Origin of the sequence: Sedimenticola selenatireducens DSM 17993 (genome assembly GCF_000428045.1) — a bacterium.
Classification (GTDB): Bacteria; Pseudomonadota; Gammaproteobacteria; order Chromatiales; family Chromatiaceae; genus Sedimenticola; species Sedimenticola selenatireducens.
In genome coordinates, this window is sequence record NZ_ATZE01000023.1 from 63,175 (window position 1) to 87,741 (window position 24,567).

Consider the following 24,567-nt stretch of genomic DNA (forward strand, 5'->3'; position numbering starts at 1 on the left):
CGCCTGAAACATCTCCGCCCGGAAAAAACTGGGAATAACGGAAGTTTTAGGCAATAATTATCTGAATTTTCCGGAAATTAGCGCGCCAACATGATAAACGACTATAAATCCCGAAGTGATTTTCTGAGTCCCGGGCTGCAGCCAGGCCGACGACGCGCCCGTCTATTCGTCATTCTCGGGCTGATGCTCTGCACATCTGGCATTTATGCCGCCTTCGAGATTTTTGCGGCGCCCCGTCAAATCAACGTTGCTGACAGTACCGCCGCACCCGCCGTTGCGACAACCGCACCGACTGAAGATAAGGCGGTCCAACCCCTGGCCGAGGTGCCACTCCAGCTTCCCGGACAACACCCCGAACAACAGGAGACAACAGAAGTCCTGAGCGCCAGTTCCGATTCAATTATATCGAGCCAGGGAAGTGCAATTTCAGCCACCGAACCCGCCACTCAGGATGCCAAGCCGACCCCGGGCCTGTCTTTAGAGGATAACGACACGGCAATTATCCGTGCTGCAGCAGCAACGCCTGTAAACGCCCCTGTTGAGCAGACAACTGCAGATACTTCCGCGCCCGCGGATGATCAGGATGTACTGACGACCGTAGACCATGGGACCTGGCAGGAAGAAAAGGTAAAACGCGGCGACTCTCTGGCGCTGATCTTTTCACGTCTGAAGCTTTCCCCCAATCTTCTGCATCGCATCGTCAACAGCAGCAAGGAAGCCAAAACGCTGGCCAATATCCGCCCGGGAGAGACCATCAGGGTCCGCCTCGATCAGCAGGGCGAACTACTTGAGCTTGTGCACAAGCAGAGTGAAATCCGCAGCCTGCAGATCCTTCCGCTGGACGAAACATTCACAGCACAGATCAAAGACCGGAGTCTCGAGAAACGAATTGCATCGGCTTCCGGCACTATTACCAACTCCCTCTATCTGGGTGCACAGCGGGCCGGACTGTCAGACTCCCTGACCATGGAACTGGCCAATATTTTTGGTTGGGACATCGATTTCGCCCTGGAGATACGTGCCGGCGATCAGTTCAGCCTGATCTACGAGGAGGAGTACCTGGACGGCAAGAAATACCGTAACGGTCCTATCCTGGCAGCGGAGTTCGTCAATCAAGGGAAGGTTTTCCGGGCCATACGCTTCGAGGATGACGAGGGCTACGCCAGCTACTACTCACCGGAAGGCGAGAGCATGCGCAAGGCATTCCTGCGTGCCCCGGTGGATTTTCGCAGAATCTCCTCCCGCTTTACCAAGGCACGCTACCACCCGGTGCTTGGCAAAAAACGTCCGCACAAGGGAGTGGATTATGCCGCCGCGATCGGCACCCCAATCAAGGCGGCGGGTGATGGCCGGGTCACTTTCAGAGGCACCAAGGGTGGTTACGGGCGCACCATAATGATTCGCCATGGCAGCCAATACACCACCCTCTACGCCCACATGTCGAAATTCCGCAGCAGTGTAAAAAATGGCTCCAGGGTGCGCCAGGGCCAGGTGATCGGTTATGTAGGGAAAAGCGGTCTGGCCACCGGCCCCCATCTGCATTATGAGTTCCGTGTAAACGGGGTACACCGAAACCCACTGACCATCAAGCTCCCCGCAGCAGAACCACTTGCGAAGGCTTATCGGGCTAAATTCACCGAGATCAGCAAAAATCTGCTTGCCGAGCTGGACCTGATCTCAAAAACCATGGTGGCGGATGCCCGATAGGGAAGCACGGATATCGGGCGAGCTCTATATTGGCCTGATGTCCGGCACCAGTGTTGATGGCATTGATGCCGCACTGGTCGATTTCGAGCCGTCCCGACCAAAACTGCTTGGACACTGCTACCAACCCTGGCCGCAAGCCATCCGGGACAGGTTGAAAAAGCTATCCCAACCGGGGGACAACGAAATCGAGCAGCTGGGCCACGCGGATATAGCAGTCGCCAACCACTTTGCCGATGTAGTCAGCGAACTATTGCGGCAGACAGGCATCAAGCCATGGCAGACCCGGGCAATCGGCTCACATGGGCAGACCGTCCGACACCGCCCCGGCGCCGACCACCCCTTCACCCTGCAGATCGGGGATCCCAATCAACTGGCCGAAAAGACCGGCATTACCGTGGTCGCGGATTTCCGGCGCCGGGATATGGCCGCAGGTGGCGAGGGCGCACCACTTGCTCCCGCGTTTCATGCTGCATTCCTGAGGAGCTCAGTCGAATACCGCGTAATACTGAACCTGGGCGGCATTGCGAATATCACGCTCCTCCCTGCAGATCCAAAGACTGGAATCATTGGCTTTGATACGGGTCCAGCCAATACCTTGATGGACGCCTGGATCCACTATTCACAGCAGCACCGATTTGATGCACATGGGGCCTGGGCTGCACGAGGCCAGGTGATTTCTGAGTTACTCGACCGCCTGCTCGACGATAACTATTTCAAGCGCCCCCCACCCAAGAGCACCGGCCCGGAACTGTTTAATCTTGATTGGCTGAATCAATATCTGGTGAACCAGTCAAATTACCGCCCGGAAGATATCCAGGCCAGTTTATGCGCCCTCTCCAGCCATTCCATTATCCAGGCGATTAATCAATATGCGCCTGACTGTGAGCGCGTAATCTGTTGCGGGGGCGGCACCAGGAACCCCGTCCTGATGCAACAACTCCAGCAAGGACTCGATGCAACTGTTGAGACCACCGCCGAGCATGGCATCGACCCGGACCAGATCGAAGCCATGGCGTTCGCCTGGCTTGCCCGGCAGACGTTGCAACATCTGCCGGGAAATCTGCCCGACGTAACGGGGGCCCACCATCCGGTTATACTGGGCGGGATCTATCAGGCGTGGACCAACGATTCAGAAAAAGTTGATCCCGCCTGCTGAATTAATCCGATCATTCAGCCTTGATTGATATCAAAGCGGCAAATTCCACAACGGTTAAGCTATCGCATCTTATTGTCTTGTAACGGAAAAACCACACTAATCATGTTGAAAGTCCATTCAGAACCTCCCAAGCCCGAGTTAAAGCAGGAAGGCCCCGTTATTCTGGCACTGGGATTCAGGCCCTTTTTCATGTCTGCAGCGCTTTCCGCCCTGATCCTAATGCTGATCTGGCTTGGTGCCTGGTCAGGCGCCTATCCGCTCCCGGCATACTATGGGGCCATCGGCTGGCACAGCCATGAGATGCTGTTCGGCTATGCCGTGGCGATTATTGCCGGCTTCCTGCTGACCGCCGTCAGAAACTGGACCGGTGTCACGCCACCGACAGGGACCCCACTTGGCCTGCTGTTTCTGCTTTGGCTGGCGGGAAGAGTTGCTCCGTTCCTTTCCGGCGTCATTCCACCGGCACTGATTGCGATAATAGATCTGGCCTTCCTGCCTGCAGTTGCACTTGCCATCATGCCGGCCCTCTGGAAGGGAGAGCAAAAGGTCAATCGGGTTTTCGTGCCGTTATTGCTGGTAATGGCGGTAGCAAATCTTTATGTCCACCTCCAGTCACTGGGACTGACCGACAGCGCCATTCGGGGCGCTGACGCCATGCTCTATCTGGTCGCTTTTCTGATTACTCTACTGGGCGGCCGGGTAATTCCCTTCTTCACCGAGGCAGTGATACCCGGGCACAGTTCAAAGCGTAACAGCCGGGTCGAACTGGCCACCGTGATCTCACTGGGCGGGCTCATTGCTGTTCAATTCGTCTATCCAAACGCATTGCTGAGCAGCATACTGGCCTTTGCCGTTGCGATAACACAGATACTCCGGGTCACCGGATGGTACAACCGGCGGATCTGGCAGATACCCATTCTCTGGGTGCTGTTCACCGGCATGTTCTGGCTGGTCATCGGATTCACCATGACCGGGCTGGCTTACCTTGGTTTCACCGGACTCAATCTGGCGAAACACGCCATTACGGTCGGCGGTATCGGGGTGCTCACCTACGGCATGATGGCGCGTGTCGCATTGGGGCATACCGGCCGTGAAATACAATCAAATCCATTGATCAACGGCTGCTTCATACTGCTGAATCTTGCCGCACTCTTTCGTGTATTTGGCCCGGTGTTGTTACCTGAACAATATACCATGTGGGTCCACCTCTCGGGGGGAATATGGATAATCAGCTTCCTGCTGTTCGCGATGATCTATGTACCGATGCTGACCCAGCCCCGCGTCGATGGCAAACCGGGATAGACTTACCCCGCCCAACCCTGCGTGGTACGGTATCTGCGTTGTTTCACGTACAAAAAAACCCCATGCTAGTGCATGGGGTTTTTTGTTCTATCTAAAGTAAACCCTAAGGTACGTTTCAGAACGGAATATCGTCATCAAACCCGTCATCCGGCATCGGCGCTGAGGATGGCGCAGAATCACTCGATGGCCGTGAGCCCGAAGCCGGGCGGGCGGAATCAAACGAAGCACTGCTCCCCTTGCTGTCGAGCATCTGCATCTCGTCCGCGACAATCTCGGTAGTGTAGCGGTCCTGGCCACTCTGATCCTGCCACTTGCGGGTCTGCAGCCGCCCTTCGACATAGATTTTTGAGCCCTTTTTCACGTATTCGCCGACGATCTCGGCCAGGCGACGGAAAAAGACCACCCGATGCCACTCGGTGCGTTCCTGGGTTTCACCACTGTTTTTGTCCTTCCAGGATTCGGATGTCGCCAGGGTGACATTGGCCACAGCGTTTCCATTGGGCATATAACGAACATCCGGTTCCTTCCCAACATTACCGATCAAGATTACTTTATTGACGCCTCTGGCCATATCTCCTCCAATTCAGATCTAAGTTGTTCCCTGGCCCTGGGGCCTGAACGGGTAATTCTACGTCTCCGCGACCGAGAATTCATCCAGCAATGTAAAATCCACGGACTGCGTATCCACTTTCAGATAGGCCACGCCCTCTTGTGCCATCACCACTGCCTCACCGACACCAGGCATGTCGCGCAAGCGTGTTTGCAGCTGCTGCGCGCTCAACGGATCAAGCACGCCCACGTTAATGAGATAACTGCTCAGATATCCCGGTTGTCGCATGCCGCTGGCCAGCGCCAGCCAAAGCAGGGAGGCCGCCGCACCAAACAGAAATACCCCCACCAGATGGTACTGCCCATAGACCCATCCACCGACCATTCCGCCCAGGAAGGCGCCGACAAACTGGGAGGTGGAGTAGACCCCCATGGCGGTCCCCTTACTCTCGGCCGGTGCCATTTTCGAGATCAGCGAAGGCAGCGAGGCCTCCAGCAGGTTGAAGGCGACAAAGAACATCAGCAACGCCAGACCAAAACCCAGGAGCGTCGCCTTAAACAGAATAAACCCAATCTGGGCTAACCCGATAGTCAGGATAGCCAGCAGGAAAATCTGCTTCATCTTGCGGCGCTTTTCCGCGATGACAATAAACGGCACCATCAGCACCATGGCCAGCACCACCACCGGGAGATAGACCATCCAGTGGTTTTCAACAGCAATCCCGGTGACATCCCTGAGGGTCAGGGGTACGGCAATAAACACCGCCGTCAGCATCATGTGCAGCAACAGTATCCCGAGATCCAGGCGCAACAGGTCGGCGTTGCGTAACACCCTGGAGAACTGATCCCGCACCGGGCTGGTATCCCGATGCATCGAGGATTTTTCCGGATCGGGGACCAGAAAAATCACCACCAGGATGCCCGTTAGCGCCAGCAACGCGGTCAGCCAGAAGATGCCCGATACGCCTATCCAGATATTCAATAACGGTCCCAGCACCAGCGATACGGCGAACGCCAACCCGATGCTCATGCCGATCACGGCCATCGCCTTGGTTCTGTTCTGCTCCCGGGTCAGATCGGCCGCCAGCGCCATCACGGCGGCGGCAATGGCGCCGCTGCCCTGCAGCGCGCGTCCGGCGATTACGCCCCAGATGGAATCGGAGCTGGCCGCCACCGCGCTGCCCAACGCAAAGATCAGCAGCCCGGTGATAATTACCGGTTTTCTGCCGATCCGGTCAGAGATCATACCAAACGGGATCTGCAGCAACGCCTGGGTCAGACCATAGGCGCCAATGGCCACGCCGATCAACAGCGGGGTAACCCCGGCCAGTTGCTCCGCATAGATGGCGAACACCGGCAGAATCAGGAACAGACCGAGCATGCGCAGGGAAAAAATACCGGCGAGCGAGAACGCCGCCCGGATTTCGATTGCTGTCAGCCGATGAAGTTGTTGCGCTTTCTTGTTCAATTACTGGGTCACTGTACCAACGGTCATCCCCTGTTTTGCAAGGGTACACCGAACGTCCACCTGTAGCCGGGAAGCATATCCCAAACCATGTTCACTCTTTGTATTGCCGCGGTTTGTTTGGCCCGAAACAGCAAGACAGCGTATAGTAACAGGTTCGCCAATTCGCTGGTATGTAGATGGATACGATACGCATACGTGGGGCACGTACCCACAATCTGAAAAATATTGACCTGGATCTGCCCCGCGACAAATTGATCGTCATCACCGGACTTTCGGGTTCCGGAAAATCGTCGCTGGCCTTCGATACCATCTATGCCGAGGGCCAGCGTCGCTACGTTGAGTCGCTTTCCGCCTATGCGCGGCAGTTCCTGTCGATGATGGAAAAACCGGATATCGACCATATCGAAGGGCTTTCTCCGGCCATTTCCATTGAACAGAAAACCACTTCCCATAATCCGCGCTCTACGGTGGGCACCATCACCGAGATCTACGATTATCTCCGGCTGTTGTATGCCCGCGCCGGTACACCACGCTGTCCTACCCACGGCCAGACACTGGAGGCTCAGACCATCAATCAGATGGTTGACCAGATCCTGAGCCTTCCCGAGGGCAGCAAGCTGATGCTACTGGCCCCGGTGGTCTCGGAGCGCAAGGGTGAGCATCATAAACTGCTGCGGGAGTTGAATACGCAGGGGTTTATCCGGGCACGCGTCGATGGCGAAATCTTCGAGCTTGATCAACCCCCGGAACTGGAGCTGCATAAAAAGCACACTATTGAGGCGGTGGTGGATCGCTTCAAGGTCCGGGAGGGACTGGAACTGCGCCTGGCGGAGTCTTTCGAGACGGCGCTCGCGCTGTCCGGTGGACTGGCGCGCATAGCATCAATGGACGAGGACAACCCGCAGGAGGAGTTGGTCTTCTCAGCCAATTTCGCCTGCCCTCAATGTGGCTACAGCCTGCCGGAGCTGGAACCCCGACTGTTCTCTTTCAACAACCCGGTAGGCGCCTGCCCGACCTGCGACGGCCTCGGCATTGAGCAGTTTTTTGATCCCGAGCGGGTAGTTGCTCATCCGCACCTGAGTCTCGCAGCCGGTGCGGTCAGGGGCTGGGATCGTCGCAACGCCTACTATTTTCAGCTGATCAGCTCCCTGGGGAAACACTACGCCTTTGATGTGGAGACCAACTGGGATGAACTACCGCAGAAAATTCGCGATACCATCCTGTTTGGCAGCGGTAAAGAGAAGATCAAATTCACCTATTTCAATGAGCGCGGACGCACCAGCAGCAACACGCACCCCTTCGAGGGGATCATCCGTAATATGGAACGACGCTATCGGGAGACCGAGTCGACGGCCGTCCGGGAAGAGTTGGCCCGCTACATCTCCACCCATCCCTGTTCAGACTGCGGCGGCACCCGCCTGAACGAAGCGGCGCGCCATGTCTTTGTGGATGACCGGAACCTGCCGGCCATCACCACCCTGCCGGTCGGCAACTGCCTGGATTTCTTCAACCAGCTACAGCTTCCGGGCAAACAGGGCAAGATCGCCGAAAAGGTAGTCAACGAAATCTCACAGCGCCTGCAGTTCCTGGTCAATGTCGGTCTCGACTATCTGACCCTGGACCGCAGTGCGGAAACCCTCTCCGGCGGTGAAGCCCAGCGTATTCGTCTGGCCAGTCAGATTGGCGCCGGTCTGGTAGGCGTCATGTATATTCTGGATGAACCCTCCATCGGGCTGCACCAGCGGGACAATGACCGGCTACTGAAAACCCTCACCTATCTGCGCGATCTAGGCAATACCGTCATTGTGGTCGAACATGATGAGGAGGCCATCATGTCGGCCGATCACGTGATTGACATCGGTCCAGGCGCCGGCATCCACGGCGGCCGGATCATCGCGCAGGGAACCGCCAATGAGATCGCCGCGAACCAGGATTCACTGACCGGCCAATATCTCTCCCGCAGTCTGAGCATTACCATACCGCAACAGCGCCACCTGCCGGACGATAACAAGCAGCTGACCATTTCCGGTGCACGCGGCAACAATCTCAAGTCGATTGATCTGAGCATTCCGGCCGGCCTGTTTACCTGCGTGACCGGGGTGTCCGGTTCCGGCAAGTCCACACTAATTAACGACACGCTCTATCCCATTGCCGCCACGCAGCTGAACCGCGCCTCCCTGGACGCGGCACCCTATGACCGGATCAGCGGCCTGGAGCATTTCGATAAGGTGGTAGATATCGATCAGAGCCCGATCGGTCGTACTCCCCGCTCCAATCCCGCCACCTATACCGGCATATTCACCCCGGTACGGGAACTGTTTGCCGGCACGCACGAGTCCCGCTCGCGCGGCTACACTCCTGGCCGCTTCAGTTTCAATGTCAAGGGTGGACGCTGCGAGGCCTGCCGCGGAGATGGCGTGATCAAGGTAGAGATGCATTTTCTGCCGGACATCTATGTCCAGTGCGACGTCTGCAAAGGCAGCCGTTACAACCGGGAAACCCTGGAGATCAAGTACAAGGGTAAAAGCATCAACCAGGTACTGGATATGACTATTGAAGAGGCCCTGGTCTTTTTTGATGCCATCCCGGCCCTGAAGCGCAAACTGCAGACACTGATGGATGTCGGACTCTCCTATATCACGCTGGGGCAAAATGCCACTACCTTATCGGGCGGCGAGGCGCAGCGCGTAAAGCTGTCGCGTGAATTGTCCAAGCGTGATACCGGCAACACCCTCTATATCCTGGACGAGCCAACCACAGGACTGCATTTTCACGATGTAAAGCATCTGCTGGAAGTTCTGCACAGACTCCGCGATCACGGCAATACCGTGGTGGTAATCGAGCACAACCTGGATGTCATCAAGACTGCCGACTGGGTTATCGACCTGGGTCCGGAGGGTGGTAATCGGGGTGGCGAAATTATTGCCCAGGGCACGCCCGAGACGGTCAGCAAAACGAGCCAGTCATATACCGGTCATTATCTAAAAAAAGTCCTGCAAGAAGGAAAGTAGCGAAAAAGATTGCAACGCTTCATGCGCCTAACCACTGCACCGGCACACCGATATCCAGCCCAAACTTCTCTACGGCGCTCCCCTGGTTAACCGCCACCTCCACCAGTCCGTTGGCATTCACATACCAGAACGGGCTGCCGATCGGCACGCCGGAAAAGGTCTCTGCATATGGAACTGACACGCCGTTGACCAGCAGCAGCTTTTTGGACAGGCCGTCTCCCGATAACCCGGTTACCCCATTCCCATAACCATCGAGATAGATGATCTCGGACAATTGTGACGGCCAGTCAGCGCCGACCAGACTCGCAGGCGTAACCGGTTCGCCCGCCACCGCCGCACCATTGCAGATAAGCGCAGCTGCAGGCGCAAAAAAATCCCGCCCATCAAATGTCCTGGATCGGTTCGAAAGATCAGGCAAGTCGATGGTTTGTATCTTAGCTTCCTTGGATCTGGCCACCACCTGGGACAGCAGACCGTTATCGGGTCCGATAAACCAGAAGCATTCACTCCTTATCAGGATCGCCCGTCTGTCGCTCCCGACGCCAGGGTCCACCACTGCCAGAAACAGCGTCCCTTTCGGCATACTGGGAAGAAAGGATGCGAGCAGATAGGCGGCGGCACGCGGGTTAAAGTCAGGTGCGTCGGAACACAAATCAATAACCGGCTGGGAAACACGCTCGGTTATCAGGCGTGCCTTCACCTGCCCCAGATAGTGACTGCCGATACCGAAGTCGGTGAACAGCGCGACCAGTTCAGGGGTATTGTTCATAACGCGCGAAAGCCAAGTCTAATTCCACATAGTTGAATTAAAGCAAATACCAGGCAATCAGGCTGCTACACATCGGAGAAAAATCCATACCCAGAAACAGAGAACCGGGCTTTAGCCCGGTTCTCTGTTTCTGGGTATTCACGGTACAGATGCGCTTATTCAGCCTCTACCGCTTCCATCTCGACTTCCGGGCGATCCACCAGCTCAACATAAGCCATGGGAGCCTTGTCGCCTGGGCGATAGCCGCATTTCAGAATGCGCAGATAGCCACCGGGACGCTCCTTGTAGCGCGGTCCCAGTTCGTTAAACAGCTTCCCGACAACCTCATCGTCACGAAGACGATCAAAGGCCAAGCGGCGTTTGGCAACGCTGTCGCTTTTTGCCAGAGTAATCATCGGCTCTGCTACACGACGCAGCTCTTTTGCCTTTGGTAGTGTGGTTTTGATCAGCTCATGACGCAACAGTGAGCAGGCCATGTTACGGAACATTGCCTTGCGGTGTGAACTGTTGCGGTTCAGTTGCCGTCCGGATTTGCGATGACGCATGGATCGACTTCCCTAAACTTAGGTTAATACTATAGATATACGATTCCGGGTCGAAATTATCGACCGTTATCTTCCATACCTTCTGGCGGCCAATTTTCCAGCCGCATACCCAGAGACAAGCCCCTGGTAGCAAGTACGTCTTTGATTTCGGTGAGTGACTTTTTGCCCAGATTCGGGGTCTTCAGCAGTTCGACTTCAGTACGCTGAATCAGGTCACCGATCATAAAGATGTTTTCTGCCTTCAGGCAGTTTGCTGAACGCACTGTCAGCTCAAGATCATCGACAGGGCGGAGCAGTATGGGGTCGATTGCAGGCCGATCCTCTTCCACTTCCTTCTCTGTCGTTGCAGTCTCATCCAGTTTCACGAACGCCGACAACTGGTCCTGAAGGATGGTAGCCGCTCTTCTGATGGCCTCTTCCGGATCGATAGTCCCGTTGGTTTCCAGGTCTATCACCAGACGATCAAGATCAGTTCGCTGCTCAACACGGGTTGCTTCAACCGCATACGCCACTCGCCGTACGGGAGAGAAACTGGCATCCAGCTGCAGACGACCAATAGGACGATCTTCCATTGAATCCGACTGCCTGTTAGCTGCTGGCTGATAACCGATACCGCGGGCCACTTTCAAGGTCATGCTGATCTCGCCATCCTTGGTCAGGTTGGCGATCACATGATCCGGGTTGGCAATCTCCACATCGTGGTCGAGTATGATGTCACTCGCCAGTACCGGGCCGAGGCCTTTCTTTTTCAGCGTCAGAGTTGCCTCATCACGGGAATGCATGATGATAGCCAGATCTTTCAGATTGAGGAGGATCTCAAGGACATCTTCCTGCACGCCTTCGATACTGGTGTACTCATGAAGAACACCTTCAATCTCGGCCTCTACCACCGCACTCCCCGGCATCGAGGACAGCAGGATACGGCGCAATGAGTTACCGAGTGTATGGCCAAAGCCACGCTCCATCGGTTCGAGTGAAACCTTAGCGTGCAATTCGCTTAACGGCTGTACACTCACTAATCGCGGCTTGAGAAAATCGCTAACAAACTCCGGCATTTCGACCTCTTGAAGGTAATCCTTACTTGGAGTACAGCTCTACAACCAGCTGTTCGTTGATTTCTGCTGGCAATTCGGATCTATCCGGCACACGCTTGAAGGTACCGCTCATGCCCTTCGCATCAACCTCTATCCAGTCGACGGTTCCAAACTGCTCAGCGAGCGCCAGTGAACTCTGGATGCGCAATTGCTTCTTCGATTTCTCGCGAACGCTCACCACATCATTGACCTGAATACGGTATGAAGGAATATTCACTACCTTACCGTTGACCTCAATGGACTTGTGGCTAACAAGTTGCCGTGACTCAGAACGCGTACTCCCGAAACCCATCCGATAAACCACGTTATCCAGACGCGTTTCGAGCAAACGCAACAGGTTGTCGCCCGTGGCACCTTTGCTCTGGGCTGCATTCTTGTAGTAATTGCTGAACTGTTTCTCCATGATACCGTACATGCGGCGCATCTTCTGTTTTTCACGAAGCTGCAGACCATAGTCGGAGAGACGACGGCGCCGATCAGTTGTCTGACCAGGCTGCTTTTCCATATTGCATTTTGATTCCAGGGAGCGAGCGCGGCTCTTCAGAAACAGGTCAGTGCCTTCTCTTCTGCTCAGCTTACACTTGGGACCGATATATCTTGCCATGATTATCTATAACTCCAGATTAAACGCGACGCTTTTTAGGCGGGCGACAACCGTTGTGCGGGATCGGGGTAACATCACAAATACTGGTGATTTTGAATCCTGCATTATTCAATGCGCGTACGGCAGACTCGCGACCAGGCCCGGGACCCTTGACATTAACATCAAGGTTCTTGACGCCGTAATCCTTTGCCCGCTCACCAGCACGATCTGCCGCAACCTGAGCCGCAAACGGTGTGCTTTTACGCGAACCACGGAATCCTGAACCACCCGCAGTTGCCCAGGACAAAACATTACCCTGACGATCTGAAATGGTAATGATCGTATTGTTAAAGGAGGCGTGTATATGGGCGACACCATCGGTGACGCTCTTCTTTACCTTCTTCCGCACGCTGCTCGGCTTTGCCATCTTAAATGTTCCTGTGAACTATATCGCTGTAAACAGTCCGCTGACCGGACTGATATTATCTCTTAATCGGACGACGCGGACCTTTCCGGGTACGCGCATTCGTTTTGGTGCGCTGGCCGCGCAGAGGCAGACCGCGGCGATGACGAATCCCACGATTACAACCAAGGTCCATCAGACGCTTGATGTTCATGGACACTTCACGACGAAGATCACCCTCGACGGTGAACTTGGCGACTTCAGCTCGAAGCGCCTCAACCTCACCTTCGGTCAAATTTTGAATCTTTGCATCTTTCGCCACACCGGCAGCCTCGCAGATACGAGCAGCACGGGTAGAACCGACCCCATAGATCTCGGTCAACGCAATGACAGCGTGCTTACGATCGGGAATATTGACGCCTGCAATACGGGCCATCAGGTAACTCCTAAAAATACAATTATCAGCTCACGTTGGGCGCGGTGAACGCACAACTTTAACTGGATTTCTTTAACAAATCAAGCAAAAAGCTTAGCCTTGTCTCTGTTTATGTCTGGCTTCTTTACAGATAACCCGCACCACGCCGTTGCGTCGGACAATCTTGCAGTTTCTGCAAATCTTCTTTACAGACGCCCTTACTTTCATGACTCAATCTCCAAAATACAGTGGAATCTATCCGACACTAACGCAGCAAGCCTGCGCCACCGCCTTTCAGATTCGCCTTCTTCATCAGCCCTTCATACTGGTGCGACATCATATGCGCCTGCACCTGTGCCATGAAGTCCATGACGACCACAACAATGATCAGCAAGGACGTTCCGCCAAAATAGAATGGAACATTCCAACCGACAATCAAAAACTCGGGCAACAGGCAAACCGCAGTTATATAAATCGCACCCGCAAACGTCAGGCGTGACATCACCTTGTCGATATAACGCGCCGTCTGGTCGCCCGGACGATAGCCCGGAATAAAGGCCCCTGAGCGCTTCAGATTGTCCGCCGTCTCCTTGGAGTTGAATACCAACGCCGTATAGAAGAAACAGAAAAACACAATCGCCAGCGCATAAAGCAATACGTACAACGGTTCGCCAGGCGCAATCTTACCGACAATATCCTGCAGCCAACGCATATTTTCCTGCGTCCCCAGCCACTGCCCCAGGGTTGACGGGAACAGAATGATACTGGAGGCAAAGATCGGCGGAATTACGCCGGCCATATTCAATTTCAACGGCAGGTGACTGCTTTGGGCCGCAAACATCTTTCTTCCCTGTTGACGTTTCGCATAGTTGACCGTAATCCGCCGCTGTCCCCGTTCAACGAAAACAACGAACGCGGTTACAGCCACCGCCAGAGCAAACAGGACCAACACGGTAAGGGCATTCATCTCACCAGTACGAACCAGCTCCAGCGTCCCGCCGATGGCCGCCGGCAGTCCGGCAACAATACCCGCAAAAATGATCAGCGATATTCCATTACCAAGACCGCGCTCAGTGATCTGCTCACCCAACCACATCAAAAACAGCGTTCCGGTGACCAGCGAAACTGCCGCCGTCAAAATAAACCCGGGCCCTTGATGTGACACTACGGCTATGCCGCCCGCCTGCTGGGACTGCAGAGCTATCGCAATACCCACCGCCTGGAAGGTAGCCAGAACGACCGTGCCATAGCGTGTGTACTGGGTAATGGTGCGACGCCCCTGTTCACCCTCTTTCTTCAGCTGCTCAAGCTTGGGAATAACCGCCGACATCAACTGCATGATAATAGAGGCTGAGATGTACGGCATAATTCCCAAGGCAAATAAACTTGCCCTTTCCAGCGCACCACCGGAAAACATGTTAAACATGTCCAGGATGCCGCCCTGCTGCTGATCAAACAAAACCGCGACCGCAGCAGGATTTACCCCGGGGACAGGAATAAACGTACCGATTCGAAACACCAGCAGGGCGCCGATAACGAACAAAAGCCGCTGGCGTAGCTCCGTGAACTTACCTGCCGCGGCAAGTCCGCCGGCCTTTGCACCCTGACCAGCCATTTATTCCTCGATCTTCCCGCCGGCAGCTTCGATAGCCGCACGTGCACCCTTCGTGACTCCAAGACCACGAACCGTCACTGCCTTCTCAATAGTACCGGACAGGATAATCTTTGCGCGCTTCATGTTAGCGGACAACACGTCGGCATCGTAGAGCGCCTTCATATCAACGACATCACCGTCAATTTTTGCAAGCTCGCTCAACCTGACCTCAGCCGTAGTCCGGCCTTTCCTGGAGGTAAAACCCACCTTCGGCAGACGCCGTTGCAGCGGCATCTGACCGCCTTCGAAGCCTACCTTGTGAAAACCACCAGATCGAGATTTCTGGCCCTTATGGCCCCGTCCCGCGGTCTTGCCAAGACCACTACCGATACCACGACCAACGCGCTTGGCATCTGTGGTTGCGCCTTCTGCAGGCTTAATGGTATTCAGACGCATTTCAAGCCTCCTCAACCTGGACCATGTAGCTGACTTTATTCGCCATGCCACGGGTCGCAGGAGTATCTTCTACCAGAACGCTGTGCCGAATACGCCGAAGACCCAGCCCCCGGACACATGCCTTATGACTTTCAAGTCGACCATGAACACTACGGACCAGGGTCACTTTCATCATTTTCTTCTCACTCATGACTTACCCCAGGATCTCTTTCACCGACTTGCCACGTTTAGCAGCAACGGTTTCAGGATCAGTCATTTCGGTCAGCGCATTGACGGTCGCGCGAACCACGTTGATCGGATTGTTCGTGCCAATGCACTTGGCCAGAACATTGTGCACGCCTACCGCTTCGCAAACGGCACGCATGGCGCCACCAGCAATAATACCGGTACCTTCCGATGCTGGCTGCATATAAACCTTTGCCGCTCCATGCCGACCGATTAGCGGATACTGCAAGGTATCGCCGTTCAGCTTTGCGCTACGCAGGTTTTGCCGAGCGTTTTCCATCGCCTTTTGGATAGCGATCGGAACTTCACGGGCCTTGCCACTGCCGAATCCGACCTTGCCATTACCATCACCAACAACCGCGAGCGCCGCAAAACCAAACACACGACCACCCTTGACCACTTTCGCGACCCGATTGACGTTGATCAGCTTCTCGATCAGATCGTCACCTTCCGGCTTTTCATTGAACTTTGACATAGCCCGCCCCTTAGAACTTAAGACCGTTTTCGCGGGCGGCGTCAGCTAACGCCTTGACCCGGCCGTGATATTTAAAACCGGCACGATCGAACGCAACACTTTCGACACCAGCTGCCTTGGCACGCTCGGCAATAGCCTTACCGACGATCGCGGCCGCAGTGCTATTGCCTGGCGCTCCCTGCAATTGCGCCTTCACATCCTTTTCCACGGTGGACGCACTGGCGATCACATGAGACCCATTGGGCGCGATGACCTGTGCATACATATGTCTTGGAGTACGAAAGATGGTCAGACGATTGACCGCCAGTTCGCGAATCTTTGCACGCGCTCTGCGAGCACGGCGTAAACGTGTAGTTTTCTTGTCCATCTCAGTATGACCTATTTTTTCTTGGCTTCTTTACGGGCAACATGCTCGTCCGCATAACGCACACCCTTGCCTTTATAAGGCTCCGGTGGACGGTAGGCGCGAATCTCCGCAGAGACCTGGCCGACACGCTGCTTATCGCATCCAGACACTACTATTTCAGTTTGGCTGGGAGTTTCGATGGTGATCCCCTCGGGGATGGGATAGTCCACCGGGTGAGAGAAACCAAGATTCATATTCAGCACATTGCCCTTGGCCTGTGCGCGATACCCGACACCTACCAACTGCAATTTCTTCTGGAAACCAGCACTGACACCGGTAACCATATTTCCGACCAATGCCCGAAAGGTTCCAGCCATTGCCCACTCGTCACGCCCCTCTTTTACAGGGACAACAGTGAGCATACCGCCATCATTCTTGAGGGTGACAAATGCATGCAGATCCAGCTTCATGGTGCCTTTGGTGCCTTTCACGGTCAACTCGCTACCGTTCAGATTGACGTCCACGCCGGATGGCAGGGTTATCGGATTCTTTGCTACACGAGACATGTCAACTCCTCCGATTTAAGCCACGTAAGCGACAACTTCGCCGCCCTGGCCGCTAGTGCGGGCCGCGCGGTCAGTCATCAGACCCTGCGAGGTTGAAATAATGGCGACACCGAGCCCACCGCGTACCTTGGGGAGCTCTTTGCTGCCCTTGTAGATACGCAACCCAGGGCGGCTGACGCGCTGGATCATTTCGATTACGGGCTTACCTTGAAAATATTTCAGGTCGACTTGGAGCGTAGACTTATTGTCATTGGTCTCTACATTGAAACCAGCAATATAGCCTTCATCGAGAAGCAGTTGAGCTACAGCAACTTTCTTCTTGGAAGATGGCATGGACACAGCCACCTTGGAAACTTGTTGACCATTACGAATACGCGTCAGCATATCCGCGATCGGATCAGACATACTCATTTTTTAGAATCCTCAGGGTCAGCCATCTCTACCAGACGCGATACCCAAACGATTGAACAGAAACCCGCCTGCTGGCGAGCACCCCCTGAAAAGGGTGGTGTATTCTACATCACCAGCTGGCTTTTACAAGCCCTGGAACATCGCCACGCATGGCAGCTTCACGGAGCTTGTTTCGACACAGACCGAACTTCCGGTAAACACCATGTGGACGCCCGGTCACCCTGCAGCGATTGCGCTGACGGGATCTGCTTGCGTCTCTCGGCATTTTCTGAAGTTTCTGCACTGCCTCATCAACCTGCTCATGACTGCTCGCAGGATTATTGATGATTGCCTTCAGCTCCTTACGCTTTGCGCTGAACTTCTCAACAATTTTTGCCCGCTTTACTTCACGTGCGATCATGCTCTTTTTTGCCATGCGATTCTGCTCTGTTTCAGTTCTTGAAAGGGAAGTTGAACGCTTCAAGAAGCGCGCGACCTTCCGCATCATTCTTTGCAGTGGTAGTGATAACGATATCCAGTCCACGCAGGGTGTCGACCTTATCAAAGTCGATTTCCGGGAACATAATCTGCTCCTTCACACCCATACTGTAATTCCCGCGGCCGTCAAATGATTTTGGGTTGAGGCCACGAAAATCTCGAATACGGGGGATAGCGACGTTAATCAGTCGATCAAGGAACTCGTACATCCGCTCCCGGCGCAGTGTTACCTTGCAACCGATTGGCCAGCCTTCGCGCACCTTGAACCCTGCAACGGATTTACGTGCCATGGTGACAATTGCTTTCTGGCCTGCAATCTTCTCCATGTCATTAACCGCAAATTCCAGCACTTTCTTGTCACCAAGCGCCGCACCGACACCCATATTCAGGGTGATTTTGGTTATCCGCGGAACTTCCATCACGCTCTTGAAGCTAAACTGATCTTTCAGCTTACCCACGAGTTGGTCGCGGTAGACCTGTTGTAATCTTGCCATCTTTCTATCCGCCTCAGATATCCACGACTTCGCCATTAGACTTGAAGTAGCGCACCTTGCGACCGTCTTCCAAAGTCTTTATACCAACCCGATCGGCCTTGCCGGTATTCGGGTTATAAACGGCAACATTGGAAGCATCGATTGGCATCTCTTTATCCAGGATGCCACCGGGCTCGCCCTTGGCAGGATTAGCCTTTGCATGCTTCTTAACAATATTGATGTTTTCAACGATGACCTTTTCGTCAATCACCCGCAGAACCGTTCCCTGCTTGCCTTTATCTTTTCCGGCGAGGACGACGACTTGGTCACCTTTTTTGATCTTACGCATAGCCATGATTCACCCCTTAGAGTACTTCAGGAGCGAGCGAGATGATTTTCATGAATCGCTCGCTGCGCAGTTCACGGGTGACCGGCCCAAAAATACGGGTTCCGATCGGCTGCAGTTGCGTGTTCAACAGAACAGCGGCATTGCCGTCAAAACGGATCAAAGATCCATCCGGACGCCGGACGCCTTTCCTGGTACGAACAACTACCGCATTATATACATCACCTTTTTTCACTTTGCCGCGGGGGATAGCGTCTTTAACGCTCACTTTAATAATATCCCCGATGCCAGCATAGCGACGGTGTGATCCGCCCAGCACCTTTATGCACTGGACTCGCTTTGCGCCACTGTTATCGGCGACGTTAAGCATTGTCTGCATCTGGATCATTGGTCTATTCCAATTAAATAATCACTAAACCGAAATCGTACGATTTACCGGTGCCTGCCTCAGGATGCCTTTGTGACAACCTTGACCAGACGCCAGGTTTTGCTCTTCGAGAGCGGGCGGCATTGCTCTACCACCACTACATCGCCGATACCACACTCATTGGCCTCGTCGTGGGCATGCACCTTGGTGGACCGACGAATGAACTTCCCGTAGATCGGGTGCTTCACCTTGCGTTCGACCAGGACAGTAATGCTTTTGTCCATTTTATCGCTGACCACACGACCTTCGAGTGTGCGATTGCTGTTGTTCTGATCGCTCATGATGCTTCACCTACACCTTTCTCATTCAGCAACGTCTTCACCCGGGCAATCTCTTTTCTAACCCGCCTCATCTCTGACGGGCGCGACAACTGTCCAGTGCCCTGCTGCATACGCAGATTGAACTGCTCTTTGCGCAGCTCCAGTAACACCCCCTCTAACTCAGCGGGGTTCTTTTGACGAAGTTCACTCGCACTCATCACATCACCGTCCGTTTAATGAAGGCAGTCTTGAACGGCAGTTTTGCGGCTGCCAATTGGAAAGCTTCGCGAGCGAGTTCCTCAGAAACACCTTCAATTTCATAAAGTACCCGACCTGGCTGAATCAGCGCGACCCAGTACTCGACGCTACCTTTACCTTTACCCTGACGTACTTCCAGCGGCTTCTTGGTGATTGGCTTATCCGGAAAAACACGAATCCACATTTTTCCGCCACGTTTGGCTGTGCGGGTGATCGTGCGTCGAGCGGCCTCAATTTGACGAGACGTCATACGTCCACGGTCAACAGCCTGTAGACCATATTCACCGAAGCTAACCTTGTTACCCCGGTTCGCCAGGCCGCGGTTGCGACCCTTCATCTGTTTACGGAATTTAGTCCGCTTTGGCAATAACATGACTTAATCCTTCTTACGCGGTGCTTTACGACGCGCAGGCTTGGGCGCAGTATCTTCCTGAACTTCGTCACCAAAGACTTCGCCTTTAAAAATCCAAACCTTTACACCGATAATTCCATAAGTGGTTTTTGCCTCGGCAAAACCGTAATCGATGTCGGCGCGCAGTGTGTGGAGTGGGACACGACCTTCCCGATACCATTCATTACGGGCAATCTCGGCGCCATTCAGGCGACCGGAAATATTCACCTTGATGCCGCCTGCACCCAGACGCATTGCCGTCTGTACCGAACGCTTCATCGCCCGGCGGAACATGACACGGCGCTCCAGCTGCTGGGTAATCCCCTCGGCAACCAGTTGTGCATCGAGTTCAGGCTTACGAATCTCTTCCACACTGATGTGCGCCGGGATACCCATACGCCTGGATACTTCTTCACGCAGTGTATTGATATCTTCGCCTTTCTTACCGATCACTATTCCCGGTCGTGCCGAGTGAATGGTCACATGGGCATTTTTGGCCGGACGATCGATCTGAATACGACTCACTGAGGCCTGGGAAAGACGTTTTTTCAAATAGTCCCTCACCTCAAGGTCGGTATTGAGCATATCAGCATAGTCTTTGGAGTCGGCATACCATTTCGACGTCCACTGCTTGACAATGCCAAGACGAATTCCAATTGGATGTACTTTCTGACCCATAACTCTGCCTTACTTGTCCGACACAATCACGGTGAAGTGACTGGTACGCTTTAAAATACGGGCCGCACGACCCTTGGCTCGCGCCCTGATCCGCTTCATTGTCGGACCCTCATCAACCATAACAGAGGCAACCTTCAACTCATCGATATCCGCGCCTTCATTGTTTTCTGCATTCGCAATCGCAGAATCCAGCAGCTTTTTCATAAGGTCCGCGCCCTTCTTGTTGCTGAAGGAGAGGATATTCAGAGCCTGCTCCACAGGCAGACCCCTAATCTGATCGGCGACCAGACGACCCTTCTGGGCCGAAATACGCGCAAAACGCAATTTAGCAGCAGCCTGCATGGTTCCTACCCCGATTATCGTTTCGATTTCTTGTCAGCCGCATGACCCCGGAATGTCCGGGTCAGTGCAAACTCACCAAGTTTATGACCAATCATATTCTCGGTGACAAGCACTGGAATATGCTGGCGTCCGTTGTATACCGCAATGGTCAGCCCAATCATATCCGGCAGCACCATAGAGCGGCGAGACCATGTTTTAATCGGACGTTTGCTATTGCTTGCCACTGCTTCGTCTACTTTCTTCATCAAATGATGATCAACGAAGGGGCCTTTCTTAATTGAACGTGGCACGTTAAATTACCTCGGTTCCATTTACTTACGATTGCGCCGACGCACAATCATTTTATCAGTACGCTTATTGGTACGTGTCTTGTAACCCTTGGTAGGCACACCCCACGGGCTGCACGGATGACGCCCACCAGAGGTCCGCCCTTCACCACCACCATGCGGGTGATCAACCGGGTTCATCGCCACACCACGTACGGTAGGTCTGACGCCACGCCATCTCGACGCTCCGGCCTTACCCAGCTTACGCAAGCTGTGCTCGGTATTGCCGACTTCACCAATGGTTGCGCGACATTCGCTGCGAATCTTGCGCATCTCGCCTGAGCGGAGGCGCAGAGTAGCATATTCTCCCTCGCGTGCAACCAATTGTGCAGAAGTTCCGGCTGAACGGGCGATCTGCGCGCCCTTGCCCAGCTTCATCTCGATGCAGTGAACATTGGTACCGACCGGGATATTCCGCAGCGGCAGACAGTTGCCCAACTTGATACCGGAATCCTCGCCAGACATTACCGGGTCACCAGCCACCAGGCCCTTGGGGGCAATGATATAGCGGCGCTCGCCGTCGGCATACTTGATCAACGCGATATTGGCCGTGCGGTTGGGATCGTATTCCAGACGCTCCACGACTCCCGGCACGCCATCTTTATCCCGCTTGAAATCGATCACCCGGTAGCGCTGCTTGTGACCACCACCCTTGTGTCGGGTAGTAATGCGACCGTTATTGTTGCGACCGCCATTCTTGCTCTTCTGCTCCAGCAGTGGGCCATGCGGCTCACCTTTATGCAGGTCAGGATTTACCACCTTCACCACAAACCGGCGACCGGCTGATGTTGGTCTGGTTTTTACAATAGCCATACTCTTAATTCCGCTCTATTCGTTGCGATCAAGGGCCAATCAGGCACCCGCACCGAAGTCGATGTCACTGCCCTCTGCCAGCCTGATGTAGGCTTTACGAACGCCGTTACGACGACCTTTTATCTGACCGAACCGCTTGCTTTTGCCCTTGATGTTGACAACACGCACGTTATCAACCGTGACATCAAACATCAGCTCAACAGCTCTTTTTATTTCGGGCTTCTTGGCGTCAGGGGTTACCTTGAAGACAAATTGGCGATTCACATCGGCCGCAATTGTGCTCTTCTCGGAAATAACCGGTCCCAACAACACCTGCATCAGACGTTCTTTATTCATGACAGGCTCGCCTCCAGCTGCTTCAGTGATTCGGAGGTGATGAGTATCTTGTCGAAGCCGATCAGACTGACCGGGTCGAGTTCACGCACATCACAAACATCAACCCCATACAGATTACGCGCAGCCAAATAGAGATTCTCCTCAGGCTGTGCGGCTACGATCAGCACCTCTTTCATACCGAGGGCGTCCAGCTTCGACACCAACGCCTTGGTTTTCGGTGCCTCTACCGCAAAGTCGGAGACAACCACCATACGCTCGGCGCGCAGCAGTTCCGACAGGATGGAGCGAATCGCTCCGCGATACATCTTGCGGTTAACCTTCTGCGAATAATCCCTAGGACGAGCGGCAAATGTCACACCACCGGTACGCCAGATCGGGCTTCTGCTGGTACCCGCACGTGCACGGCCAGTGCCTTTCTGACGGAAAGGCTTGATACCGCCACCGCTTACATCGGAGCGGTTTTTCCCTGCTTTGGTGCCGGCACGCGCCGCCGCCATATACGCAGTAACCACCTGATGAATCAGTGCTTCATTATAATCGGCCGCAAATACCGCATCGGAGACCTGTATGGTCTCGGTGCCGCCGTTGCCAGCCTGTACATTGAGGTCCATTTTTTTTACCCCTTGTTCAGCATCTTGATCGCGGGCGTGATAATCACATCACCGCCACTCGAACCAGGCACAGCCCCTCGTACCAGCAACAGGTTACGCTCTGCATCAACTCTCACTACCTGGAGATTTTGAATGGAACGCTTCACGTTGCCCATGTGGCCTGCCATCTTTTTACCCTTGAATACGCGGCCCGGCGTCTGACACTGTCCGATTGAGCCTGGTGCCCGATGTGACAATGAGTTGCCGTGCGTCGCATCCTGCATTCTGAAACCGTGACGCTTTACAGCGCCCTGAAAACCCTTGCCGATGGTCGTACCACGCACATCGACAATCTGGCCGGCCTCAAACATATCCACCTTGATTTCGCCACCGACTTCCATGCCGTCCTGCTCACCTTCAGTAAGGCGGAATTCCCACATGCCACGACCGGCCTCAACGCCGGCCTTCGCCAGGTGACCGGCCTCGGGCTTGGAAACACTTGAAGCTTTACGGCTTCCGGTGGTTACCTGGATTGCGCTGTAACCATCGTTTTCGATAGTGCGCAACTGGGTAACACGATTTGGCTCGACTTCAATAACCGTGACAGGCACTGAAACGCCCTCTTCGGTAAAAACCCGAGTCATGCCGACTTTTCGTCCTACTATTCCTAACATCGTCATTACCTCAGTTCAGTTTGATCTGAACGTCAACGCCTGCCGCCAGATCCAACTTCATCAGCGCATCTACCGTCTTATCGGTTGGGTCAACGATATCCATCAGCCGTTTGTGGGTACGGATTTCGTACTGATCACGCGCGTCTTTGTTTACGTGTGGTGAAATCAGTACCGTGAACCGCTCCTTTTTGGTGGGCAACGGGATAGGTCCATGGACCTGTGCCCCGGTGCGCTTGGCGGTATCGACGATCTCACGTGCGGACTGATCGATCAGACGATGATCGAATGCCTTCAGTCGAATACGAATTCTCTGGTTGGCCATATTTATTACTCTATGATCTTAGCAACAACGCCGGCGCCGACGGTACGGCCACCTTCGCGGATCGCGAAACGCAGACCCTCTTCCATCGCAATCGGGGCAATCAACTTAACCGACATCTTCACGTTGTCACCCGGCATCACCATCTCCACACCCTCGGGCAGGTCACAGGCTCCGGTCACGTCAGTGGTCCGGAAGTAGAACTGCGGACGGTAGTTATTGAAGAACGGCGTGTGACGGCCACCCTCGTCCTTGCTCAACACGTACACCTCGGCTTCAAAGTGGGTGTGCGGGGTAATGGTGCCCGGCTTCGCCAGGACCTGGCCACGCTCAACCTCTTCACGTTTGGTGCCACGCAGCAGCACGCCCACGTTGTCGCCCGCCTCGCCCTGATCCAGCAGCTTGCGGAACATCTCAACACCGGTACAGGTGGTCTTGGCGGTATCCTTGATACCCACGATCGCCACTTCGTCACCCACGTGGATAATGCCACGCTCAATACGACCAGTGACCACGGTACCGCGACCGGAGATCGAGAACACGTCCTCGATCGGCATCAGGAACGCCTTGTCGGTATCACGCTCCGGNGTCGGGATGTATTTATCCATCTCCTCCACCAGCTTGATGATCGACGGCGCACCAATATCCGAGGTATCGCCTTCCAGCGCTTTCAGCGCGGAACCGACGATGATCGGGGTGTCGTCACCCGGGAACTCGTACTGATCCAGCAATTCGCGGATCTCCATCTCAACCAGTTCCAGCAGCTCTTCGTCATCCACCAT

General features: G+C 54.4%; 36 protein-coding genes. 4 read left to right on the plus strand and 32 right to left on the minus strand.

Features of this window, described 5'->3' with window-relative positions; genetic code table 11:
* Positions 1–90: 90 nt before the first annotated feature.
* The 3 genes from A3GO_RS0116140 to A3GO_RS0116150 all read left to right on the plus strand — a co-directional run bounded on the left by A3GO_RS0116140 (position 91) and on the right by A3GO_RS0116150 (position 4,165).
* A complete protein-coding gene (locus tag A3GO_RS0116140; protein ID WP_029134283.1) occupies positions 91–1,707 on the plus strand; it encodes an OapA family protein in 1,617 nt (538 codons plus the stop codon).
* Entirely contained in the window at positions 1,697–2,863 is a 1,167-nt protein-coding gene (locus tag A3GO_RS24170; RefSeq protein ID WP_051302470.1) for an anhydro-N-acetylmuramic acid kinase, read from the plus strand. Before A3GO_RS0116140 ends, A3GO_RS24170 begins: the two co-directional genes overlap by 11 nt.
* Before the next feature lie 102 nt (positions 2,864–2,965).
* Positions 2,966–4,165, plus strand: a complete 1,200-nt coding sequence (locus A3GO_RS0116150; protein WP_037375669.1) for an NnrS family protein — start codon at positions 2,966–2,968, stop codon at positions 4,163–4,165.
* Between the two features lie 115 nt (positions 4,166–4,280).
* On the opposite strand, the gene ssb is transcribed toward A3GO_RS0116150, so the two are convergent.
* Both ssb and A3GO_RS0116160 read right to left on the minus strand, forming a co-directional pair.
* Positions 4,281–4,736 (minus strand): single-stranded DNA-binding protein, encoded by a 456-nt coding sequence (gene ssb / locus A3GO_RS0116155; RefSeq protein WP_029134285.1) that lies wholly within the window; start codon positions 4,734–4,736, stop codon positions 4,281–4,283.
* A gap of 57 nt (positions 4,737–4,793) precedes the next feature.
* On the minus strand, positions 4,794–6,182 hold the full coding sequence (locus A3GO_RS0116160) for an MFS transporter (protein ID WP_029134286.1): 1,389 nt from the start codon (positions 6,180–6,182) through the stop codon (positions 4,794–4,796).
* A 176-nt stretch (positions 6,183–6,358) separates the two neighbouring features.
* Between A3GO_RS0116160 and uvrA the strand changes: the two genes are divergently transcribed.
* Entirely contained in the window at positions 6,359–9,193 is a 2,835-nt protein-coding gene (gene uvrA, locus A3GO_RS0116165; protein WP_029134287.1) for an excinuclease ABC subunit UvrA, read from the plus strand.
* A gap of 19 nt (positions 9,194–9,212) precedes the next feature.
* On the opposite strand, the gene A3GO_RS0116170 is transcribed toward uvrA, so the two are convergent.
* The 30 genes from A3GO_RS0116170 to A3GO_RS0116310 form a co-directional block, all read right to left on the minus strand.
* Positions 9,213–9,962 carry an SAM hydrolase/SAM-dependent halogenase family protein gene (locus A3GO_RS0116170; RefSeq protein WP_051302471.1) on the minus strand — a complete coding sequence of 250 codons (750 nt, stop codon included), beginning with the start codon at positions 9,960–9,962 and terminating at the stop codon, positions 9,213–9,215.
* A 155-nt stretch (positions 9,963–10,117) separates the two neighbouring features.
* Entirely contained in the window at positions 10,118–10,507 is a 390-nt protein-coding gene (rplQ, locus tag A3GO_RS0116175) for a 50S ribosomal protein L17 (RefSeq protein WP_029134289.1), read from the minus strand.
* Between the two features lie 56 nt (positions 10,508–10,563).
* Complete coding sequence (locus tag A3GO_RS0116180) at positions 10,564–11,562, minus strand: DNA-directed RNA polymerase subunit alpha (protein WP_029134290.1); 999 nt, start codon at positions 11,560–11,562, stop codon at positions 10,564–10,566.
* Between the two features lie 22 nt (positions 11,563–11,584).
* Complete coding sequence (gene rpsD / locus A3GO_RS0116185; protein WP_029134291.1) at positions 11,585–12,205, minus strand: 30S ribosomal protein S4; 621 nt, start codon at positions 12,203–12,205, stop codon at positions 11,585–11,587.
* A gap of 19 nt (positions 12,206–12,224) precedes the next feature.
* Positions 12,225–12,611 (minus strand): 30S ribosomal protein S11, encoded by a 387-nt coding sequence (gene rpsK, locus A3GO_RS0116190; RefSeq protein WP_029134292.1) that lies wholly within the window; start codon positions 12,609–12,611, stop codon positions 12,225–12,227.
* A gap of 55 nt (positions 12,612–12,666) precedes the next feature.
* On the minus strand, positions 12,667–13,023 hold the full coding sequence (gene rpsM / locus A3GO_RS0116195; protein ID WP_029134293.1) for a 30S ribosomal protein S13: 357 nt from the start codon (positions 13,021–13,023) through the stop codon (positions 12,667–12,669).
* A gap of 93 nt (positions 13,024–13,116) precedes the next feature.
* Positions 13,117–13,230, minus strand: coding sequence for a 50S ribosomal protein L36 (rpmJ, locus tag A3GO_RS25825; RefSeq protein ID WP_082117165.1), 114 nt, complete (start codon positions 13,228–13,230; stop codon positions 13,117–13,119).
* A 37-nt stretch (positions 13,231–13,267) separates the two neighbouring features.
* Positions 13,268–14,617, minus strand: coding sequence for a preprotein translocase subunit SecY (secY, locus tag A3GO_RS0116200; protein WP_029134294.1), 1,350 nt, complete (start codon positions 14,615–14,617; stop codon positions 13,268–13,270).
* Positions 14,618–15,052: a 50S ribosomal protein L15 gene (gene rplO, locus A3GO_RS0116205; protein ID WP_029134295.1), complete on the minus strand. Its 435-nt coding sequence runs from the start codon at positions 15,050–15,052 to the stop codon at positions 14,618–14,620.
* A gap of 1 nt (position 15,053) precedes the next feature.
* Positions 15,054–15,242, minus strand: coding sequence for a 50S ribosomal protein L30 (rpmD, locus tag A3GO_RS0116210; RefSeq protein WP_029134296.1), 189 nt, complete (start codon positions 15,240–15,242; stop codon positions 15,054–15,056).
* Positions 15,243–15,245: 3 nt separating this feature from the next.
* A complete protein-coding gene (rpsE, locus tag A3GO_RS0116215) occupies positions 15,246–15,752 on the minus strand; it encodes a 30S ribosomal protein S5 (RefSeq protein ID WP_029134297.1) in 507 nt (168 codons plus the stop codon).
* A 10-nt stretch (positions 15,753–15,762) separates the two neighbouring features.
* Entirely contained in the window at positions 15,763–16,119 is a 357-nt protein-coding gene (rplR, locus tag A3GO_RS0116220; RefSeq protein WP_029134298.1) for a 50S ribosomal protein L18, read from the minus strand.
* A gap of 11 nt (positions 16,120–16,130) precedes the next feature.
* Complete coding sequence (gene rplF / locus A3GO_RS0116225; protein WP_029134299.1) at positions 16,131–16,664, minus strand: 50S ribosomal protein L6; 534 nt, start codon at positions 16,662–16,664, stop codon at positions 16,131–16,133.
* 15 nt (positions 16,665–16,679) lie between these two features.
* The gene (gene rpsH / locus A3GO_RS0116230; RefSeq protein ID WP_029134300.1) at positions 16,680–17,075 is read right to left on the minus strand and encodes a 30S ribosomal protein S8; all 396 of its coding nucleotides are present in this window, start codon (positions 17,073–17,075) and stop codon (positions 16,680–16,682) included.
* A gap of 109 nt (positions 17,076–17,184) precedes the next feature.
* The gene (gene rpsN, locus A3GO_RS0116235) at positions 17,185–17,490 is read right to left on the minus strand and encodes a 30S ribosomal protein S14 (protein WP_029134301.1); all 306 of its coding nucleotides are present in this window, start codon (positions 17,488–17,490) and stop codon (positions 17,185–17,187) included.
* Between the two features lie 16 nt (positions 17,491–17,506).
* Positions 17,507–18,046, minus strand: a complete 540-nt coding sequence (gene rplE, locus A3GO_RS0116240; protein WP_029134302.1) for a 50S ribosomal protein L5 — start codon at positions 18,044–18,046, stop codon at positions 17,507–17,509.
* Between the two features lie 13 nt (positions 18,047–18,059).
* Positions 18,060–18,374, minus strand: a complete 315-nt coding sequence (gene rplX / locus A3GO_RS0116245) for a 50S ribosomal protein L24 (protein WP_029134303.1) — start codon at positions 18,372–18,374, stop codon at positions 18,060–18,062.
* Between the two features lie 16 nt (positions 18,375–18,390).
* On the minus strand, positions 18,391–18,759 hold the full coding sequence (gene rplN, locus A3GO_RS0116250; protein ID WP_029134304.1) for a 50S ribosomal protein L14: 369 nt from the start codon (positions 18,757–18,759) through the stop codon (positions 18,391–18,393).
* Between the two features lie 59 nt (positions 18,760–18,818).
* On the minus strand, positions 18,819–19,079 hold the full coding sequence (gene rpsQ / locus A3GO_RS0116255; RefSeq protein WP_029134305.1) for a 30S ribosomal protein S17: 261 nt from the start codon (positions 19,077–19,079) through the stop codon (positions 18,819–18,821).
* Positions 19,076–19,276, minus strand: a complete 201-nt coding sequence (gene rpmC, locus A3GO_RS0116260; RefSeq protein ID WP_029134306.1) for a 50S ribosomal protein L29 — start codon at positions 19,274–19,276, stop codon at positions 19,076–19,078. The genes rpsQ and rpmC overlap by 4 nt, the downstream gene beginning before the upstream one ends.
* Entirely contained in the window at positions 19,276–19,689 is a 414-nt protein-coding gene (gene rplP / locus A3GO_RS0116265) for a 50S ribosomal protein L16 (RefSeq protein WP_029134307.1), read from the minus strand. The genes rpmC and rplP overlap by 1 nt, the downstream gene beginning before the upstream one ends.
* A gap of 3 nt (positions 19,690–19,692) precedes the next feature.
* Entirely contained in the window at positions 19,693–20,385 is a 693-nt protein-coding gene (gene rpsC, locus A3GO_RS0116270; RefSeq protein WP_029134308.1) for a 30S ribosomal protein S3, read from the minus strand.
* A gap of 9 nt (positions 20,386–20,394) precedes the next feature.
* The gene (rplV, locus tag A3GO_RS0116275) at positions 20,395–20,727 is read right to left on the minus strand and encodes a 50S ribosomal protein L22 (protein WP_029134309.1); all 333 of its coding nucleotides are present in this window, start codon (positions 20,725–20,727) and stop codon (positions 20,395–20,397) included.
* 14 nt (positions 20,728–20,741) lie between these two features.
* Positions 20,742–21,017 carry a 30S ribosomal protein S19 gene (gene rpsS, locus A3GO_RS0116280; protein ID WP_029134310.1) on the minus strand — a complete coding sequence of 92 codons (276 nt, stop codon included), beginning with the start codon at positions 21,015–21,017 and terminating at the stop codon, positions 20,742–20,744.
* Between the two features lie 21 nt (positions 21,018–21,038).
* Complete coding sequence (rplB, locus tag A3GO_RS0116285) at positions 21,039–21,866, minus strand: 50S ribosomal protein L2 (RefSeq protein ID WP_029134311.1); 828 nt, start codon at positions 21,864–21,866, stop codon at positions 21,039–21,041.
* Between the two features lie 39 nt (positions 21,867–21,905).
* Complete coding sequence (rplW, locus tag A3GO_RS0116290) at positions 21,906–22,202, minus strand: 50S ribosomal protein L23 (protein ID WP_029134312.1); 297 nt, start codon at positions 22,200–22,202, stop codon at positions 21,906–21,908.
* On the minus strand, positions 22,199–22,813 hold the full coding sequence (gene rplD, locus A3GO_RS0116295; RefSeq protein WP_029134313.1) for a 50S ribosomal protein L4: 615 nt from the start codon (positions 22,811–22,813) through the stop codon (positions 22,199–22,201). Before rplD ends, rplW begins: the two co-directional genes overlap by 4 nt.
* A gap of 5 nt (positions 22,814–22,818) precedes the next feature.
* A complete protein-coding gene (rplC, locus tag A3GO_RS0116300; protein ID WP_029134314.1) occupies positions 22,819–23,466 on the minus strand; it encodes a 50S ribosomal protein L3 in 648 nt (215 codons plus the stop codon).
* 10 nt (positions 23,467–23,476) lie between these two features.
* Positions 23,477–23,788 (minus strand): 30S ribosomal protein S10, encoded by a 312-nt coding sequence (rpsJ, locus tag A3GO_RS0116305; RefSeq protein ID WP_029134315.1) that lies wholly within the window; start codon positions 23,786–23,788, stop codon positions 23,477–23,479.
* Between the two features lie 5 nt (positions 23,789–23,793).
* Positions 23,794–24,567, minus strand: a 774-nt coding sequence (locus A3GO_RS0116310; protein WP_029134316.1) for an elongation factor Tu, incomplete at its 5' end; no start/stop codon positions are given.

Bases quoted from the DNA above. Each gene is read 5' to 3' on its own strand.
- rplP (WP_029134307.1), bottom strand. From the start codon at position 19,689: ATGTTATTGCCAAAGCGGACTAAATTCCGTAAACAGATGAAGGGTCGC.
- rplC (WP_029134314.1), bottom strand. From the start codon at position 23,466: ATGTTAGGAATAGTAGGACGAAAAGTCGGCATGACTCGGGTTTTTACC.
- rpsM (WP_029134293.1), bottom strand. From the start codon at position 13,023: ATGGCCCGTATTGCAGGCGTCAATATTCCCGATCGTAAGCACGCTGTC.
- rpsD (WP_029134291.1), bottom strand. From the start codon at position 12,205: ATGGCAAGATATATCGGTCCCAAGTGTAAGCTGAGCAGAAGAGAAGGC.
- secY (WP_029134294.1), bottom strand. From the start codon at position 14,617: ATGGCTGGTCAGGGTGCAAAGGCCGGCGGACTTGCCGCGGCAGGTAAG.
- rplQ (WP_029134289.1), bottom strand. From the start codon at position 10,507: ATGCGTCATCGCAAATCCGGACGGCAACTGAACCGCAACAGTTCACAC.
- A3GO_RS0116170 (WP_051302471.1), bottom strand. From the start codon at position 9,962: ATGAACAATACCCCTGAACTGGTCGCGCTGTTCACCGACTTCGGTATC.
- rpsK (WP_029134292.1), bottom strand. From the start codon at position 12,611: ATGGCAAAGCCGAGCAGCGTGCGGAAGAAGGTAAAGAAGAGCGTCACC.
- A3GO_RS24170 (WP_051302470.1), top strand. From the start codon at position 1,697: ATGCCCGATAGGGAAGCACGGATATCGGGCGAGCTCTATATTGGCCTG.
- rplX (WP_029134303.1), bottom strand. From the start codon at position 18,374: ATGCGTAAGATCAAAAAAGGTGACCAAGTCGTCGTCCTCGCCGGAAAA.
- rpmC (WP_029134306.1), bottom strand. From the start codon at position 19,276: ATGAGTGCGAGTGAACTTCGTCAAAAGAACCCCGCTGAGTTAGAGGGG.
- uvrA (WP_029134287.1), top strand. From the start codon at position 6,359: ATGGATACGATACGCATACGTGGGGCACGTACCCACAATCTGAAAAAT.
- rplF (WP_029134299.1), bottom strand. From the start codon at position 16,664: ATGTCTCGTGTAGCAAAGAATCCGATAACCCTGCCATCCGGCGTGGAC.
- rpsQ (WP_029134305.1), bottom strand. From the start codon at position 19,079: ATGAGCGATCAGAACAACAGCAATCGCACACTCGAAGGTCGTGTGGTC.
- rpsC (WP_029134308.1), bottom strand. From the start codon at position 20,385: ATGGGTCAGAAAGTACATCCAATTGGAATTCGTCTTGGCATTGTCAAG.
- rplD (WP_029134313.1), bottom strand. From the start codon at position 22,813: ATGGACCTCAATGTACAGGCTGGCAACGGCGGCACCGAGACCATACAG.
- rpmJ (WP_082117165.1), bottom strand. From the start codon at position 13,230: ATGAAAGTAAGGGCGTCTGTAAAGAAGATTTGCAGAAACTGCAAGATT.
- rpmD (WP_029134296.1), bottom strand. From the start codon at position 15,242: ATGAGTGAGAAGAAAATGATGAAAGTGACCCTGGTCCGTAGTGTTCAT.
- rplO (WP_029134295.1), bottom strand. From the start codon at position 15,052: ATGCGTCTGAATACCATTAAGCCTGCAGAAGGCGCAACCACAGATGCC.
- A3GO_RS0116150 (WP_037375669.1), top strand. From the start codon at position 2,966: ATGTTGAAAGTCCATTCAGAACCTCCCAAGCCCGAGTTAAAGCAGGAA.
- rpsH (WP_029134300.1), bottom strand. From the start codon at position 17,075: ATGAGTATGTCTGATCCGATCGCGGATATGCTGACGCGTATTCGTAAT.
- rplR (WP_029134298.1), bottom strand. From the start codon at position 16,119: ATGGACAAGAAAACTACACGTTTACGCCGTGCTCGCAGAGCGCGTGCA.
- rplV (WP_029134309.1), bottom strand. From the start codon at position 20,727: ATGCAGGCTGCTGCTAAATTGCGTTTTGCGCGTATTTCGGCCCAGAAG.
- ssb (WP_029134285.1), bottom strand. From the start codon at position 4,736: ATGGCCAGAGGCGTCAATAAAGTAATCTTGATCGGTAATGTTGGGAAG.
- rpsN (WP_029134301.1), bottom strand. From the start codon at position 17,490: ATGGCAAAAAAGAGCATGATCGCACGTGAAGTAAAGCGGGCAAAAATT.
- rplW (WP_029134312.1), bottom strand. From the start codon at position 22,202: ATGAATAAAGAACGTCTGATGCAGGTGTTGTTGGGACCGGTTATTTCC.
- rpsE (WP_029134297.1), bottom strand. From the start codon at position 15,752: ATGTCAAAGTTCAATGAAAAGCCGGAAGGTGACGATCTGATCGAGAAG.
- rplN (WP_029134304.1), bottom strand. From the start codon at position 18,759: ATGATCCAGATGCAGACAATGCTTAACGTCGCCGATAACAGTGGCGCA.
- rplB (WP_029134311.1), bottom strand. From the start codon at position 21,866: ATGGCTATTGTAAAAACCAGACCAACATCAGCCGGTCGCCGGTTTGTG.
- A3GO_RS0116180 (WP_029134290.1), bottom strand. From the start codon at position 11,562: ATGCCGGAGTTTGTTAGCGATTTTCTCAAGCCGCGATTAGTGAGTGTA.
- A3GO_RS0116140 (WP_029134283.1), top strand. From the start codon at position 91: ATGATAAACGACTATAAATCCCGAAGTGATTTTCTGAGTCCCGGGCTG.
- rplE (WP_029134302.1), bottom strand. From the start codon at position 18,046: ATGGCAAGATTACAACAGGTCTACCGCGACCAACTCGTGGGTAAGCTG.
- rpsJ (WP_029134315.1), bottom strand. From the start codon at position 23,788: ATGGCCAACCAGAGAATTCGTATTCGACTGAAGGCATTCGATCATCGT.